Here is a 13,647-nt window from a genome sequence, read left to right as displayed (position 1 = left end):
AGATGGCAGACAACGAAACAGGCGAAGGCAAAAAGAAGTCGGGCGGCATGGTGATGACGATCATCGGCCTCGCCGTGTTGACGCTGGTCGGCGCCGGCGGCGGCTGGGCGGTCGGCAACATGGTGGCCCCGAATATCCGCAGCGCCACCGAAGCCGAACAGGCGAAGGAGGCCGAGGCCAAGAAGAAGGCCGAAGGCGGCCTGCCGAAGATCGCCACCGAGGCCAACAACATCGTCGTGCTCGACCCGGTTACTTCGAACCTGGCTTATCCCTCGGAAAACTGGATCCGACTCGAGGTGGCGCTGATGTTCAACGGGCCGCCGGATGTCAAGGTCGCCGAGGATATTCACCAGGATATCCTCGCTTATGTCAGGACCATTTCCCTTCAGCAGATCGAAGGGCCACGCGGCTTTCAATATCTCAAGGATGACATCCAGGAACGTGTTGACCTTCGCTCTCAAGGGCGCGTATCGAAGGTCATGTTCAGGACCTTTGTCATCGAATGATTCGACTCATAGTTTTCCTTGCCGCCATGATGGCGGTGCCGGAACTGGCGGTGGCCCAGCAGCTGCCGACTGACCTATTGAATATCCCGGTCGACGGCTCCGTCGCCGCCTGGATCATCAGGACATTCGGCCTTCTGACCGTGCTTTCGGTCGCGCCGGGCATCCTCATCATGGTGACGAGCTTCCCGCGCTTCATCATCGCCTTTTCGATCCTGCGTTCGGGCATGGGCCTGTCGTCGACCCCCTCGAACATGATCCTTCTCTCGCTTTCGCTGTTCATGACCTTCTACGTCATGTCGCCGACCTTCGATAAGGCCTGGCAGGACGGCGTTCAGCCGCTGCTTGCCAACCAGATCGATGAGGCAACGGCAGTTCAGCGCATCGCCGAGCCGTTCCGCACGTTCATGTCGGCCAATACGCGCGACAAGGATCTGGCCCTCTTCGCCGACCTTGCCCGCGAGCGTGGCCAGAACATCCAGACGACCGAGCCCATCGACTATCGTATCCTGCTCCCCGCCTTCATGATTTCGGAGATTCGGCGCGGTTTCGAAATCGGCTTCCTTATCGTCCTGCCTTTCCTCGTCATCGACCTGATCGTTGCGACGATCACCATGGCAATGGGTATGATGATGCTGCCGCCGACCTCGATCTCGCTGCCGTTCAAGATCCTCTTTTTCGTGCTGATCGATGGCTGGAACCTTCTCGTCGGCAGTCTCGTGCGCTCCTTCAGCTGACGGGCAAGGACTGGTTTACGGTCAGTCGCCGCGTTCCCTTTCTCACGAACACAAAGCCCGCCGGATCGCACCGGCGGGCTTTGTGTTTGTAATGATGACAGCCTCAATCGTTCGAGCCGAAAGGCTCGGTGCGCGGCGGCAGGGCCGGAACGTCGATGTGATCAGGGGTGAGGCCGTTTTTCCGCCGCTCGATGATCAGCTCGTAGCCGTGCTCCAGATGATGGCAGAAACGTTCGGCATCGAAGAGCGGCGCGATAAAGCGCTTTTCCTTCAGGTGGCTCTTATAGTCGGCGACGCGTCCGGGATTGAGCGCGAGCTCGACGGCGAGATCCTCATAGGCCTGGAGGTCGTCGGCGACGAGTTCCGGCAGATCGATGGCCCTCAGCAGGCTTTCGCTGACGCGCGAGGCGAAATTGGTGCCTTTCATCGTCAGCACCGGCAGACCACCCCATAGCTGTTCCGAGGTGGTGGTGTGACCGTTGACCGGGAAAGTATCAATACCGAGATCGGCTGCCTGCTGGCGGCTAATATGCAGCTCATAGGGCGCACGCGGGCAGAAGATGATCCGCTTCGCTGAGACACCGTTGGCCTGGAAGCGTTGCAGCAGGTTGTCCTTGTTGCGAGGCGTATTTGCCATCAGCCAAAGCACGCTGTTTGGTGCGCGCTTGAGGATCCTGCACCAGCTATCGACTACCTCGGAAGTGATCTTTCGGTTACCGTTGAACGAGGCGAAAATGAAGGCGTCTTCCGGAAGGCCGAGCTCCTCGCGCGTCACCGGCTTTGGCCGGGGACGGTTTGCCGGGTCGTTCGGCTGGTAGCTTTCCGGCATGCGCAGGAATTTCTCGTGATAGAAGGGCTTGGCCACGTCGGGCAGCACCGAGTGGTCGCCAATAACGTAGTCGAGGTCGACATTGAGCGTGCTGCCAGGAAAACCCAGCCAGGCCACCTGGATCGGTGCCAGCGGCTGGTTGAAGGACGAGGCGCGGCTTCCTGAGGTGTGGCCCTTGAGGTCGACCATGATGTCGATGTTCTGGGCGCGAACGGCATTCAGGACAGCTGCGTCCGACAGGCCGTATGTATCGACGATCTTGCCCCACCGGCTGCGATCGGTGACGTTCTTCTCCAGAAACTCGGGTTGCGTGTGATCGAAGAGCGTAATTTCGAACCGGTTGCGATCATGAAGCTCGAGAACCCGCTGCAGCAGCTTCATCGTCGCGTGACCGTCCCACAAGTCGGAGGACATATAGCCGATGCGGATCTTATCGGACCAGGTATGCGGCAGGCCGCGTCGATAAGCCACGCGCACCGGGTCCAGCGGCTGCGTGCCGATCGTCGCATAGCGATTGAAATCCTCGTTGCCGCACCAATGCAGATGATAGAACGGGTTGTCCTTCCTCAGCGTATCGACCTCGCCCTTGGCAAGGGCGGCGTCGATAGGCGCCCGATGTTTGTTCGCCTCATCGAATTCGTTGAATTCGCGCACGCAGACGAGATACAGAAAACGGAAGGCGAGGTTGCCCGGGAAGCGCCGGAAGAGGTTGCGGGCGAGCTGCTGGTTCGTCTCGTCCATGAGGTCGTCACTGAGCAGCAGCGCGGCGAGACGCATATGATCCGGGTTCATGCTTTCGGACAGGATCTTCTTGAAGGGGCGCAGCAGATCCCGTCGCTGCCGCCGTACATAGATCGTCGCGATAATGAACGCGAGTTCCGCATCCTCCTGCGCCTTGCCGAGATTGCGCATCGCGATCAGCAGGGCGTCGTCCTCGTTGCCGGCCTCCAGATGCAGCTTCGCGGCAATCTTCAGGAATTCGAAGGCGCCTTGGGGTGCGCAGTCGGCCGCCAGGCCATAAGCCTTGGCCGCGTCGGATTTGAAGCCGAGTTGCAGCAGGTTCTTGGCCAGGAGAGCGTAAGTCTTGGCATCCTTTTGGGTATCGATGAGCTGGTTGAGCGTCGCGAGGGACTGTGTATAGCGGCCCGCCTGATAATCCCGGGATGCCGCCGAGAACGAAACTTTGCTGTTCAAAACCTAACTCCGTGAGGAAATGTTCCGGCATGAAATGTGATCGACGGGATAAGCAATCAGGCTCCCGCAGAATGCAGGTTACCCTCCGATACTATCCCGGCTTTTGCCATACTGGCATTCGAAGCTTGCTTGAAACCGGTGCGGTTGAATACTCGCTTTCCGAGAAAAGCCGACACTTCAAAGCAGAATTCAAACAACGTTAACTATACAACTGGAGCGGCTTGGCGAGGAACTCCGCTTTTAAGAAGTTGGCAAGCATTGGCTGCGAGATTGCGCTGGACATGACGGGTTTGGGCCAAGAGACAAAGGCACCGAGTAGCATGAAGCTGGTCCGTCATCGCCGGTATTCATAGTCCGGTATGTCCTCCTTTTTTGTATCTAGTTTTCTAGGGGACACACTTATGACGAGCATTAACACGAACAATTCCGCCCAGGCCGCTCTCCAGACGCTGCGTGGCATCAACCAGGGCCTCAACAGCACGCAGAACCACGTTTCCACGGGTTACCGCGTCGGCAAGGCTTCCGACAACGCCGCTTACTGGTCGATCGCAACGACCATGCGTTCGGACAACAAGGCCCTCGGCGCTGTTTCTGACGCGCTCGGCCTCGGCGCTGCCAAGGTTGACACTGCCTACACCGCCATGGACAGCGCTATCGACGTCGTCGGCGAAATCAAGGCAAAGATCGTTGCCGCTACCGAAAACGGCGTCGACAAGAAGAAGGTTCAGGAAGAAATCGACCAGCTGCAGGACCAGCTCGTCAGCATCGCTCAGTCGGCTTCCTTCTCCGGTGAAAACTGGGTTGCTGGCGCTAACGGCACGAAGAGCGTTGTTTCTTCCTTCGTTCGTGACGGCTCGAACGGCGTATCCGTCAAGATGACCGATTACGTCCTGAACAACGGCTCGGCCGGTAACGTTATGTTCGGCATGAGCGGTGGCCAGGTCGACACCTCCACGGGTATCCTCGGCACTGCCAACGGCTCGGCCGGCTCGGTCTACTCGCTCGACATCACCAACATGACCATTGGCGACCTCGGTCAAGCTCTGACCAACGTCGAAAACGCCCTGAAGGCCATGACCTCTGCCGGTGCAAAGCTTGGTTCGATCTCGACCCGCATCAACATGCAGGACGATTTCGTCAACGCTCTGTCTGACTCGCTCGACTCCGGTATCGGCCGCCTGGTCGACGCCAACATGGAAGAAGAATCCTCCAAGCTCTCTGCTCTCCAGACGCAGCAGCAGCTCGCGATCCAGTCGCTCTCGATCGCCAACTCCTCTTCGCAGAACATCCTGTCGCTCTTCCGCTAAGAGCGGTCCAGCCACATCGCGAAAAACGTCGAGGCCGGGTAACTCCCGGCCTCGAATGTTTTAATTTTCGGTTAATGAAAACCTTTCTAAGTATCAGATATTTTTACAAAATTTCTCTTTTGAATTTAGTTTTCCTTAACCATCTTGCTGTTTTCTAAGGCCATCGAAACGGCGAGTTAACCCTAACGAGAATGGTTAACAGGCATGAAGCTGATCGCTGTGGGCCGGCCCAAATCCGGAATGTCCCTTCTTCAAATCTGCCAAAAGGGGCAAGAAAACTATGACGAGCATCAACACCAATAACGCAGCAATGGCAGCTCTCCAGACGCTGCGTGGCATCAACCAGGGCCTGCAGAAAACCCAGGACCATGTTTCCTCCGGTTTCCGCATCGGCAAGGCTGCTGACAACGCCGCTTACTGGTCGATCGCAACGACCATGCGTTCGGACAACAAGGCCCTCTCGGCTGTTTCTGACGCGCTCGGCCTCGGCGCTGCCAAGGTTGACACTGCCTACACCGCCATGGACAGCGCTATCGACGTCGTCGGCGAAATCAAGGCAAAGATCGTTGCCGCTACCGAAAACGGCGTCGACAAGAAGAAGGTTCAGGAAGAAATCGACCAGCTGCAGGACCAGCTCGTCAGCATCGCTCAGTCGGCTTCCTTCTCCGGTGAAAACTGGGTTGCTGGCGCTAACGGCACGAAGAGCGTTGTTTCTTCCTTCGTTCGTGACGGCTCGAACGGCGTATCCGTCAAGATGACCGATTACGTCCTGAACAACGGCTCGGCCGGTAACGTTATGTTCGGCATGAGCGGTGGCCAGGTCGACACCTCCACGGGTATCCTCGGCACTGCCAACGGCTCGGCCGGCTCGGTCTACTCGCTCGACATCACCAACATGACCCTCGGCGACCTCGGTCAAGCTCTGACCAACGTCGAAAACGCCCTGAAGGCCATGACCTCTGCCGGTGCAAAGCTTGGTTCGATCTCGACCCGCATCAACATGCAGGACGATTTCGTCAACTCGCTCTCCGACTCGATCGACTCCGGTATCGGCCGCCTGGTCGACGCCAACATGGAAGAAGAATCCTCCAAGCTCTCTGCTCTCCAGACGCAGCAGCAGCTCGCGATCCAGTCGCTCTCGATCGCCAACTCCTCTTCGCAGAACATCCTGTCGCTCTTCCGCGGCTGATAGGATCGCGAAACATAACCCGCCGGGTAACCGGCGGGACCTATACAAATCGAGCCGCGCTTCGATGGAGCGCGGCTTTTTTAATTTCCGTTAACGATTGATTAACCATATTGCTGTTTTCTGCGTCTCAACGAGACGGCGAGTTAACCAAATTTAAGAACGGGTTAACAGGCATGAAGGCTGATCGTCGTTCCCGGTCGCTATCCGGAATGTCCCTTTATTTTAACGTCTGCCAACAAGGGGCAATCATTTCATGACAAGCATTTTGACCAACGTAGCGGCCATGGCCGCTCTGCAGACCCTCCGTGGTATCAGCAATAATCTTCAGGATACTCAAAATCGCGTATCTTCCGGCTATCGCGTTGAAAAGGCAGCAGACAACGCAGCTTATTGGTCCATCGCAACGACCATGCGTTCGGACAACAAGGCCCTTTCGGCAGTCTCCGACGCTCTCGGTCTCGGTGCCGCAAAGGTCGACACGGCCTACACCGCCATGGACAACGCCATCGATGTCGTCAGCGAAATCAAGTCCAAGATCGTCGCCGCGACTGAAAAGGGTGTCGACAAGACCAAGATCCAGGAAGAAATCAGCCAGCTCCAGGCTCAGCTCATGAGCATCTCCCAGTCGGCTTCCTTCTCCGGTGAAAACTGGGTTGCCGGCAACACGACCAAGAGCGTCGTTTCCACCTTCGTCCGCGACGGCAACGGCAATGTCTCGGTCAAGACGACCGACTATGTCCTGAACGCGGCCTCCAACGGTAACGTCCTGTTCGGCATGACCACGACCGGTACCATCGATTCGAGCACCGGCATCATCGGCACCTCCAACGGCACGATCGGTTCGATCTACACGATGAACATCACCTCCTTCGGTCAGGCGGAAATCGCTATGGCACTGACGGCAATCGAATCGGGCCTGGAGGCAATGACGAAGGCAGCTTCTCAGCTGGGCTCCATCTCCAACCGCATCGAGCTGCAGGAGAACTTCGTCGCGGCCCTTGGGGACTCGATCGACTCAGGTGTCGGCCGTCTCGTCGACGCTGACATGGAAGAGGAATCAAGCAAGCTCACGGCATTGCAGACGCAGCAGCAACTGGCAATCCAGTCGCTCTCGATTGCAAACTCCAGCGCCCAGAACGTCCTCACGCTCTTCCGCAGCTAAGGCCGCGGCTGAAGCTGGACCAAACCTTGTGCCGCGAATTCGTGGCGTCTTGGAAACCGCGCCGTTTCGGCGCGGTTTTTCTTTTTTTTCAATGATTTGCAAGAACGTCGTTTCTGCTGCTCGGGCCCCGTTTCAGCTCTTGCGAAAGTGGTTGATATCGGGTTAACGTTGCCGGAAGTTGATTTGTTTTGCGACGCACCGGTGTAGGGAAACCCGCCCGGCGGCATGAAGCCAGTTCAGTCGCTGCCGGCAAAACCGGCCTGCCCCTTCACCTTTCCGAGACCATGTCGATGACCGTCAAGATTACCAACGCGGCCGCGGTGAGTGCGCTGGCAGTGCTGCGCAGCATCACTAAAGAATCAACCGACGTACAGCAGCAGATTTCTACCGCAAAGCGGGTCGCGACTGCGGCCGACGATGCGACCTATTGGTCGATCGCGAGCGTCATGCGGGGCGACAGCACCAATCTCGGCACCATCGGCGATGCGCTCGGCCTCGGCGCAGCAAAAGTTGATTCGACCTATACGGCGATGAACTCCGCCATCGATCTTCTCGGTGATCTCAGAGCCAAGCTGGTTGCCGCGCGTGAGCCGGGCGCCGATAAGGACAAGATCAACGCGGAAATCACCGAATACAAGAACCAGCTGCAGACGATGGTCGAAGGAACAGCCTTCGCCGGCGAAAACTGGCTGTTGAACGGCCAGCCTGCGGCACCCCCGCAGTGGACGATCATCGGCAGTTTCGTGCGCGCCCCGACAGGCGAATATCAGGCGCAGACCATCGACTTTCCGTCGTCCCAGACCATTCTGATAGACAGGAACAATGCCAATGGCGGCCTCTTCACTAAGGATGTCAACGGCAATGCCGACGGTACGCCGGTGCGCAATTATTATCTCCTGAACGCGAACTCCGCGACGCCGGCGACCGGCACGGCAATCTCCATCAGCAAGTCGACCACCGACTCGCAGCTCACGGATATGCTGACGGCCACCGACGCCATCCTGAAGCAGCTTACGAATTCGGCAGCAGGGATTGGTATCATGAAGGCCCGCATCGACGATCAGATCGACTATACCGCAGACCTGTCCGACGCTGTCGACAAGAGCGTCGGCGCCCTCGTCGACACCGACATGGACGAGGCCTCGACCCGCCAGAAGGCTATCGAAACCCAGAAGCAGATGGCTGTTGAAGCGATCTCCATTCTGAACACCTCCGCCAGTAAAATTCTCATCCTGCTTGAATAATGATCGGCGCGGGGGCGGCACCATTCATCCTCGCGCAAGTTTGGGTTTCTAGTTTCCGGCATGAAGGCAGCGTCCGAATCCATGCCGGCGACAGGCCCTGAGCCTCTCCCGAACCGGAACGGCATGCCGGCAAGGACGATGGTCATTTTTCAAGTGGGGGCATGCCGCGTGCTTCCCGAATACTGGACGGTTTTTTATGAGCATTATGCTTTCCCGGTATTTGAAGGATTTCGGTGAGCCGAGTCCCTCGGCACCGATCATCGATGTGGATGATTTCTCGGCCGAAACCGCCTCTGCTTTTGCCGAGCTGCCGAAAGAGCCCGAAATCGACGTCGAGGCGGAGCGGCGCGAGGCCTATTCCGAAGGCTTCACGGCAGCAACCGTCGAACTGACCGAAAAATACGAAGACGAAGCCCAGACCGCGGCCGAAGCGCATGCCCGCGAGATCGAGGAGTTGAAACTTCGCTACGAGATTGAGGCCGCGGCAGTGATCGCTTCGCGTATCCGCGACATGGCCGAAGAGATTGCCACGCTCGTCAGCGAAGTGACCGCGGCGGCCATCACGCCGATCATGACCGAAGCACTTGCAAAGAAAGCGACCGAAAATCTTGCCGTCCTGCTGCGGGAGGCGATCCTCGACGGCGCGGCGGCGCCGATCGTCGTGCGTGGTCCGGCCAAGCTGTTCGATATCCTCAAGGATGAACTTGGAGAGCATGCCGCATTGGTTCGCCACAATGAGGCTGATGAGGTCGACCTTGCTGCCGAGATTGGCGAAACCGTGCTCGTGACCCGAATTTCCGCCTGGGCGGCTAGCTTGAAGAAAGTTTCCGAATGAGCGACGGCGAAAACCACCACCACGGCAAGAACGAGATCATCATCGTCAAGAAACATGGCGGTGGAGATCATGACGGCGCCCATGGCGGCGCATGGAAAATTGCCTATGCCGACTTCATGACGGCAATGATGGCCTTCTTCCTGGTCATGTGGTTGGTGAACGCTGCCAATGAGGAAACCAAGGCTTCGATCGCGACCTATTTCAACCCGATCAAGCTTTCTGATGAAAAGCCGACGGAAAAAGGCTTGAAGAAGCCCGTTGACCAGGCTGAAGGCGAACAGAATCAGGAAAAGTCGAAGAATAAGGAAGAGAACCCGAACCAGGGTAAGTCTGCGGCCGATGGCGAAGACCAGACTTCAACCTCCGGCGACAAGACCAACTATTCGGAGGCCGATTTCTTCGAAAACCCCTATTCGGTTCTCGCCGAGATCGCCCAGGAGGTCGGCCAGCAGGCAAATGTCAGCGCCAAGGGCGACGGCGGTGCGGCGGATTCGGGCCCGGCGACCGGTGCCGATGGCGGCGAAGCCTATCGCGACCCCTTCGATCCGGATTTCTGGACCAAGCAGGTCGAAGTTACCACCGCCGGAAAGCCGCAGCAGCCTTCGCCGCTCGATTCGCAGGCTGAACCGAATGAGCTTGCCAAGGCCGAGAATACCCAGCCCTCTACTCTGCTGAGCAAGGATCCCAACAGCGCTGCCGTCGCCGCTTCGACAGAGAAACAGGCGGACAAGTCCAAAGACAAGCAGGCGGACAAGACCAAGGACGCCGACAAAAAGGAAGAGGCTAAGCAAGCCGAAGACAAGCAGCAGGCCGAGGAACTGCAGCAGGAGATTGCACAGCAGATCGCGGGCGTCGCCGGCAAGCTCGCCGAGGGTCTGACGGTGACCGCGTCCGAGGGCGGCCTGCTGGTGAGCATTTCCGACCAGAACGACGACTCCATGTTCAACATCGGCTCTGCCGTGCCGCGCCAGGAAATGGTCCTGGCGATGCAGAAGATCGGCGAGATATTGAAGGAGAGGGGCGGCGCCGTCGCCATTCGCGGTCACACGGACGGACGGCAGTTCAAGGGCGATCTCAATGAGAACTGGCGTCTGTCGATGGACCGTGCCCAGAGCGCCTATTACATGCTCGTTCGCGGCGGCCTCGATGAGAAGCGAATTTCCCAGGTTTCCGGCTTCGCCGACCGTCGCCTGAAGCTGCCCGAGGATCCCTATAACGCGTCGAACCGCCGGATCGAGATTCTCGTGCAGGCAGATCAAGGATAGTCGCATGACGCGCAGGCAGCATCGCTATTTCAGATATGCGGTCTTCGGCCTGGCGATGATGTCGCCCGCCGTCGGTCATGCCGCGGATGCGGACGATCTTGCGCCGTACAAGATGCTGCGCTCCCTGCAGTTCGTTCAGGACTCGGTTGTAGCCGGCGATCATTCCGCCGGTGAAATGCAGCGCTTCATGCTTGGCAAGATCGATCAGCGCCTGCGCAACGTCGACCCGTCCGTCTACGATGACGACCGCAATGTCGATGCCGCGTTGATCTATGTGATGAGCGGCGGCAATCCTCAGACGCTGGAATATCTAGCCGCCCATGACGTCAACGGCTACTTCGACAATCGCGTTACCGACGTGTTGCGGAAATATCTGGGCGGCAAGGGCCTGCTCGTTTCCAAGACGCTGGAAGAGACTGCCAAGGAATATGAGGGCAAGAAGATCGGCCCGTATCTGGCGCTGATCGGCGGCAATGTGCTAATCGCCACGAAGCCAGTGGACGCTCTTACGCTGTATGACAGGGCGCGGCTCAATGCACCCGGCACGATCATCGAGGAGGCGGCACTGCGCCGCTCGGTCGCCATCTGTGTGGAAACCGGGCAGGTCGACAAGGGACTTGCCTATTCGCAACGCTATGTCCGCCGCTTCCTCCATTCGCCCTATGCCAGCCAGTTCGCAGATCTTTTCGTGAAGCTGATCGTCAGCCACGATCACGATGTCGATCCGCAGACGGTCGTCGATATCCTGTCCTTCATGGACGCGCCGCGTCAGCGCGAGGTCTACCTGCGCGTCGCGCGCGCCGCCGCGATTGCCGGAAAGCCCGATCTCGCCCGCATGGCTGCCCAGCGCGTTCAGTCGCTAGGCGAGGGGACGGACAATCCGTTCGGACCGCTGGCCGATTTCTATAATGGCATGGCGAACGTCCCGACCGACGATATTGACCAGGCCGCCAAATATATCGCCAATATCTCCGGTGCGTCGCTCTCGCCGCAGGACCAGGCGTTGCAAGCAGCCGCACGCTCTGTTGCCGAGCAGATATTGAGGGCTCCGGATCCGGCAAGCCTGACGCAAGGCTCCACCCCTAATAATACTAATCAAGAAATTACTTCTGAACAGGCTGCAGCCCCCACGGCTGCGCAGCCGCAAGGAGCGCACGGCGTCTCCAAGGAACCTGTTGTCGAAGGTGAGGCTTCTGCTGGCACGGGAGGCCAGGATGTCGACCCTTCATTCACCTCTTTCGTGACGACCAATCGATCCAAGCTCGACGAAATCGACGGTCTCCTGGCCCAAGAAGGCAAGTAAGATGATGATGGATATCAGCGTCTCGGGCGGAGCGCCCGGCACGGATGCGTCTGCGTCCGTAAGATCCGGTCGGGGGACCGGTAAAGGCGAGGCTGCGGATCAGAATGGCGGCTTCTCGGATGTCCTCTCCAAGGCCGGCAACAATGATCAGGATGCGGATACCGTCGATACGGCCGATCAGCAGGGCGCCAGTGACGGTGCCGAGACCGTGGCGCAGAATCTGCGCGGCCGCAATCCGAAGCCGCTGATCGATCTGAACGACGCCTCGCTCCAGGGACAGGTGGACGTGCAGTCTGAAACCATTGCAAACACCGGCAAGATGCCTGTGAAGTCTGTAAGGGACAGGGACAAGGACGCAGGTGCGTTTGGACTGGGCAAGTCGGGGAGCAAGGATCAGGTAGCCGAGACCGCTGCTCAGGCAGTGGGCAAGCCTGGCAAGCAGGTCAAGACCAGTGCGCTTGGCGGCGACGCCACTGTCGATGCAGGCGCGGACGCGGAGCCCGGCGATGGCGATATCACCGATGTTCTCGGCCTGCTGAAGAAGGAGCCCGGTGATACCGCGGCAGTTCTGCAGGCTTCTGCTCATCATGCCGTCGCGAAGGCGGATGACGCTACGGCCGGCAAGAAAGACGCCAAGGATGAAGGCATAAACGGTACCAAGGCTGATGCGCATGTGTCGGATGCATTGGCAGCCGTTGCCTCGCATGGCAACGACGCGCGCGTGCCGGGAACGGAGAATGCCGAAGGCGTCGAAGGCAAGACGTTCAGGATCAGCCGCGCCGATGGCCGCGGCCAGTCGATGGATATGCATATCGGTGCCGAGCAACCCGGCGAGAAGTCGGGAAAGTCGAGCGTCGAAAATGTCTCCGTTCTGGAATCACGTCGCTATCTCGGTCTTGTTCAGAACCCGAATTCCGCAAACGTGACAGCAGCGCTTTCGGGTGACAAGGAATGGGCGCAGGCCATGCAGCCGAGTTCTGCTCTGTCGAACGCCGCCGAATGGACGAGCACCGGCAAGGTGGTGAACACTCTCAAGATCCAGATGAGCCCGATCGATCTTGGTCTCGTCACGGCCACGATGCGTCTGTCGGGCGATACGCTGAACGTCGATCTCAAGGTCGAGACCGGCGCGGCCTATCGCCAGCTCAAGGAAGATCACGGCAAGATCCTCGAGGCGCTGCGCAGCCAGGGCTATGCGGTCGATAACGTGACCATCAGCATGGCCCCAGTAGAGCGAGCTGATGCCGGCAATCAGGCAAACAGCCAGGGACAGGCTTCCCAGCAGCAGCAACAGTCGCTCGCCCAGCAAGGCCAGGGCGGCGAGGCGCGCGAGCGCCAGAACCAGACAGCGCGGCAGACGGATGGAGGCTTCAATGGTGCGAGCGGCAACGGTGTTGAGAACGCTTCTGCTGTCGACGCTGGCGGCAGCCGCCCTGGCAGCGTTTACCTCTAGCGCATCCGCCTCCACAGGCGCCTGCGAGCGCGAGATCCAGTCTGCTGCGGCCAAATACGGAATCCCTGAGGGCATTCTCTATTCGGTCGGCTTGACGGAAACCGGGCGCAAGGGATCGCTCTATCCCTATGCGATGAACGTCGAGGGCAAGGCTCTGTTTCCAGCTTCAGAGCAGGCCGCGTTGCGGCAATTCGACACCGCCAGCAGGGGCGGTGCGAAGCTTATCGATATCGGATGTATGCAGATCAATCACTATTTCCACGGCGAGAACTTCAGCTCCGTGGAGGAAATGTTCGATCCTCACCGCAACGTGGAATATGCCGCGAAGTTCCTGCGCAACCTGCACGACCGTCACGAAACGTGGACGATGGCGGTAGCCAGATACCACGCGGGACCGAACAACAATCCGGCGCAGAAGCAATATGTCTGCCGCGTCATCGCAAATCTGGTCGCCACCGGCTACGGCAAGTGGACTCCCAATGCGAGTAATTTCTGCGGAAATTAATTCAATTAATAATTGAATTCACCAATTATGACCGAACTGTGTCAAAGTGTGGCGAGAATCCGGCGCGATTCCTGCTTGCAAGGCGTAATTAAGCGAGCGTTAACTTTTCCACGAAATTTTT

General features: G+C 58.6%; 12 protein-coding genes. 11 read left to right on the top strand and 1 reads right to left on the bottom strand.

The window, feature by feature from the left end; genetic code table 11:
• Positions 1 to 2 precede the first annotated feature (2 nt).
• Together H4W29_RS06160 and fliP are read left to right on the top strand one after the other, a co-directional pair.
• Positions 3 to 506 carry a flagellar basal body-associated FliL family protein gene (locus H4W29_RS06160; protein WP_192728141.1) on the top strand — a complete coding sequence of 168 codons (504 nt, stop codon included), beginning with the start codon at positions 3 to 5 and terminating at the stop codon, positions 504 to 506.
• Positions 503 to 1,240: a flagellar type III secretion system pore protein FliP gene (gene fliP, locus H4W29_RS06155; RefSeq protein WP_007816083.1), complete on the top strand. Its 738-nt coding sequence runs from the start codon at positions 503 to 505 to the stop codon at positions 1,238 to 1,240. The genes H4W29_RS06160 and fliP overlap by 4 nt, the downstream gene beginning before the upstream one ends.
• 103 nt (positions 1,241 to 1,343) lie before the next feature.
• On the opposite strand, the gene H4W29_RS06150 is transcribed toward fliP, so the two are convergent.
• Entirely contained in the window at positions 1,344 to 3,263 is a 1,920-nt protein-coding gene (locus H4W29_RS06150; RefSeq protein WP_192728140.1) for an O-linked N-acetylglucosamine transferase, SPINDLY family protein, read from the bottom strand.
• A 401-nt stretch (positions 3,264 to 3,664) separates the two neighbouring features.
• Here H4W29_RS06150 and H4W29_RS06145 point away from each other — a divergent pair, with 401 nt between their 5' ends.
• The 9 genes from H4W29_RS06145 to H4W29_RS06105 all read left to right on the top strand — a co-directional run bounded on the left by H4W29_RS06145 (position 3,665) and on the right by H4W29_RS06105 (position 13,526).
• Positions 3,665 to 4,570: a flagellin N-terminal helical domain-containing protein gene (locus H4W29_RS06145; RefSeq protein WP_192728139.1), complete on the top strand. Its 906-nt coding sequence runs from the start codon at positions 3,665 to 3,667 to the stop codon at positions 4,568 to 4,570.
• Between the two features lie 280 nt (positions 4,571 to 4,850).
• Entirely contained in the window at positions 4,851 to 5,759 is a 909-nt protein-coding gene (locus H4W29_RS06140; RefSeq protein WP_192728138.1) for a flagellin N-terminal helical domain-containing protein, read from the top strand.
• A gap of 253 nt (positions 5,760 to 6,012) precedes the next feature.
• Complete coding sequence (locus H4W29_RS06135; RefSeq protein ID WP_192728137.1) at positions 6,013 to 6,921, top strand: flagellin N-terminal helical domain-containing protein; 909 nt, start codon at positions 6,013 to 6,015, stop codon at positions 6,919 to 6,921.
• A gap of 290 nt (positions 6,922 to 7,211) precedes the next feature.
• Positions 7,212 to 8,165, top strand: coding sequence for a flagellin N-terminal helical domain-containing protein (locus H4W29_RS06130; RefSeq protein ID WP_192728136.1), 954 nt, complete (start codon positions 7,212 to 7,214; stop codon positions 8,163 to 8,165).
• A 196-nt stretch (positions 8,166 to 8,361) separates the two neighbouring features.
• Positions 8,362 to 9,000 (top strand): hypothetical protein, encoded by a 639-nt coding sequence (locus H4W29_RS06125; RefSeq protein ID WP_192728135.1) that lies wholly within the window; start codon positions 8,362 to 8,364, stop codon positions 8,998 to 9,000.
• A complete protein-coding gene (locus H4W29_RS06120; protein ID WP_192728134.1) occupies positions 8,997 to 10,265 on the top strand; it encodes a MotB family protein in 1,269 nt (422 codons plus the stop codon). The genes H4W29_RS06125 and H4W29_RS06120 overlap by 4 nt, the downstream gene beginning before the upstream one ends.
• Positions 10,266 to 10,269: 4 nt before the next feature.
• Positions 10,270 to 11,568 (top strand): chemotaxis protein MotC, encoded by a 1,299-nt coding sequence (motC, locus tag H4W29_RS06115; protein WP_192728133.1) that lies wholly within the window; start codon positions 10,270 to 10,272, stop codon positions 11,566 to 11,568.
• Positions 11,569 to 11,572: 4 nt separating this feature from the next.
• Positions 11,573 to 13,021 carry a flagellar hook-length control protein FliK gene (gene fliK / locus H4W29_RS06110; protein ID WP_192730679.1) on the top strand — a complete coding sequence of 483 codons (1,449 nt, stop codon included), beginning with the start codon at positions 11,573 to 11,575 and terminating at the stop codon, positions 13,019 to 13,021.
• Positions 12,963 to 13,526 carry a lytic transglycosylase domain-containing protein gene (locus H4W29_RS06105; RefSeq protein WP_192728132.1) on the top strand — a complete coding sequence of 188 codons (564 nt, stop codon included), beginning with the start codon at positions 12,963 to 12,965 and terminating at the stop codon, positions 13,524 to 13,526. The genes fliK and H4W29_RS06105 overlap by 59 nt, the downstream gene beginning before the upstream one ends.
• The last annotated feature ends 121 nt before the right edge of the window (positions 13,527 to 13,647 follow it).

The sequence above is a fragment of the Rhizobium viscosum genome (genome assembly GCF_014873945.1).
Lineage (GTDB): Bacteria > Pseudomonadota > Alphaproteobacteria > Rhizobiales > Rhizobiaceae > Rhizobium > Rhizobium viscosum.
The sequence above is the reverse complement of the archived record's forward strand: the minus strand, read 5'-3'. Positions and strand labels throughout refer to the sequence as shown.

What these genes read in the sequence shown, in the direction of transcription:
- H4W29_RS06160 (WP_192728141.1), top strand. Translation starts at nt 3, where the DNA reads ATGGCAGACAACGAAACAGGCGAAGGCAAAAAGAAGTCGGGCGGCATG.
- fliP (WP_007816083.1), top strand. Translation starts at nt 503, where the DNA reads ATGATTCGACTCATAGTTTTCCTTGCCGCCATGATGGCGGTGCCGGAA.
- H4W29_RS06145 (WP_192728139.1), top strand. Translation starts at nt 3,665, where the DNA reads ATGACGAGCATTAACACGAACAATTCCGCCCAGGCCGCTCTCCAGACG.
- H4W29_RS06140 (WP_192728138.1), top strand. Translation starts at nt 4,851, where the DNA reads ATGACGAGCATCAACACCAATAACGCAGCAATGGCAGCTCTCCAGACG.
- H4W29_RS06135 (WP_192728137.1), top strand. Translation starts at nt 6,013, where the DNA reads ATGACAAGCATTTTGACCAACGTAGCGGCCATGGCCGCTCTGCAGACC.
- H4W29_RS06130 (WP_192728136.1), top strand. Translation starts at nt 7,212, where the DNA reads ATGACCGTCAAGATTACCAACGCGGCCGCGGTGAGTGCGCTGGCAGTG.
- H4W29_RS06125 (WP_192728135.1), top strand. Translation starts at nt 8,362, where the DNA reads ATGAGCATTATGCTTTCCCGGTATTTGAAGGATTTCGGTGAGCCGAGT.
- H4W29_RS06120 (WP_192728134.1), top strand. Translation starts at nt 8,997, where the DNA reads ATGAGCGACGGCGAAAACCACCACCACGGCAAGAACGAGATCATCATC.
- motC (WP_192728133.1), top strand. Translation starts at nt 10,270, where the DNA reads ATGACGCGCAGGCAGCATCGCTATTTCAGATATGCGGTCTTCGGCCTG.
- fliK (WP_192730679.1), top strand. Translation starts at nt 11,573, where the DNA reads ATGATGGATATCAGCGTCTCGGGCGGAGCGCCCGGCACGGATGCGTCT.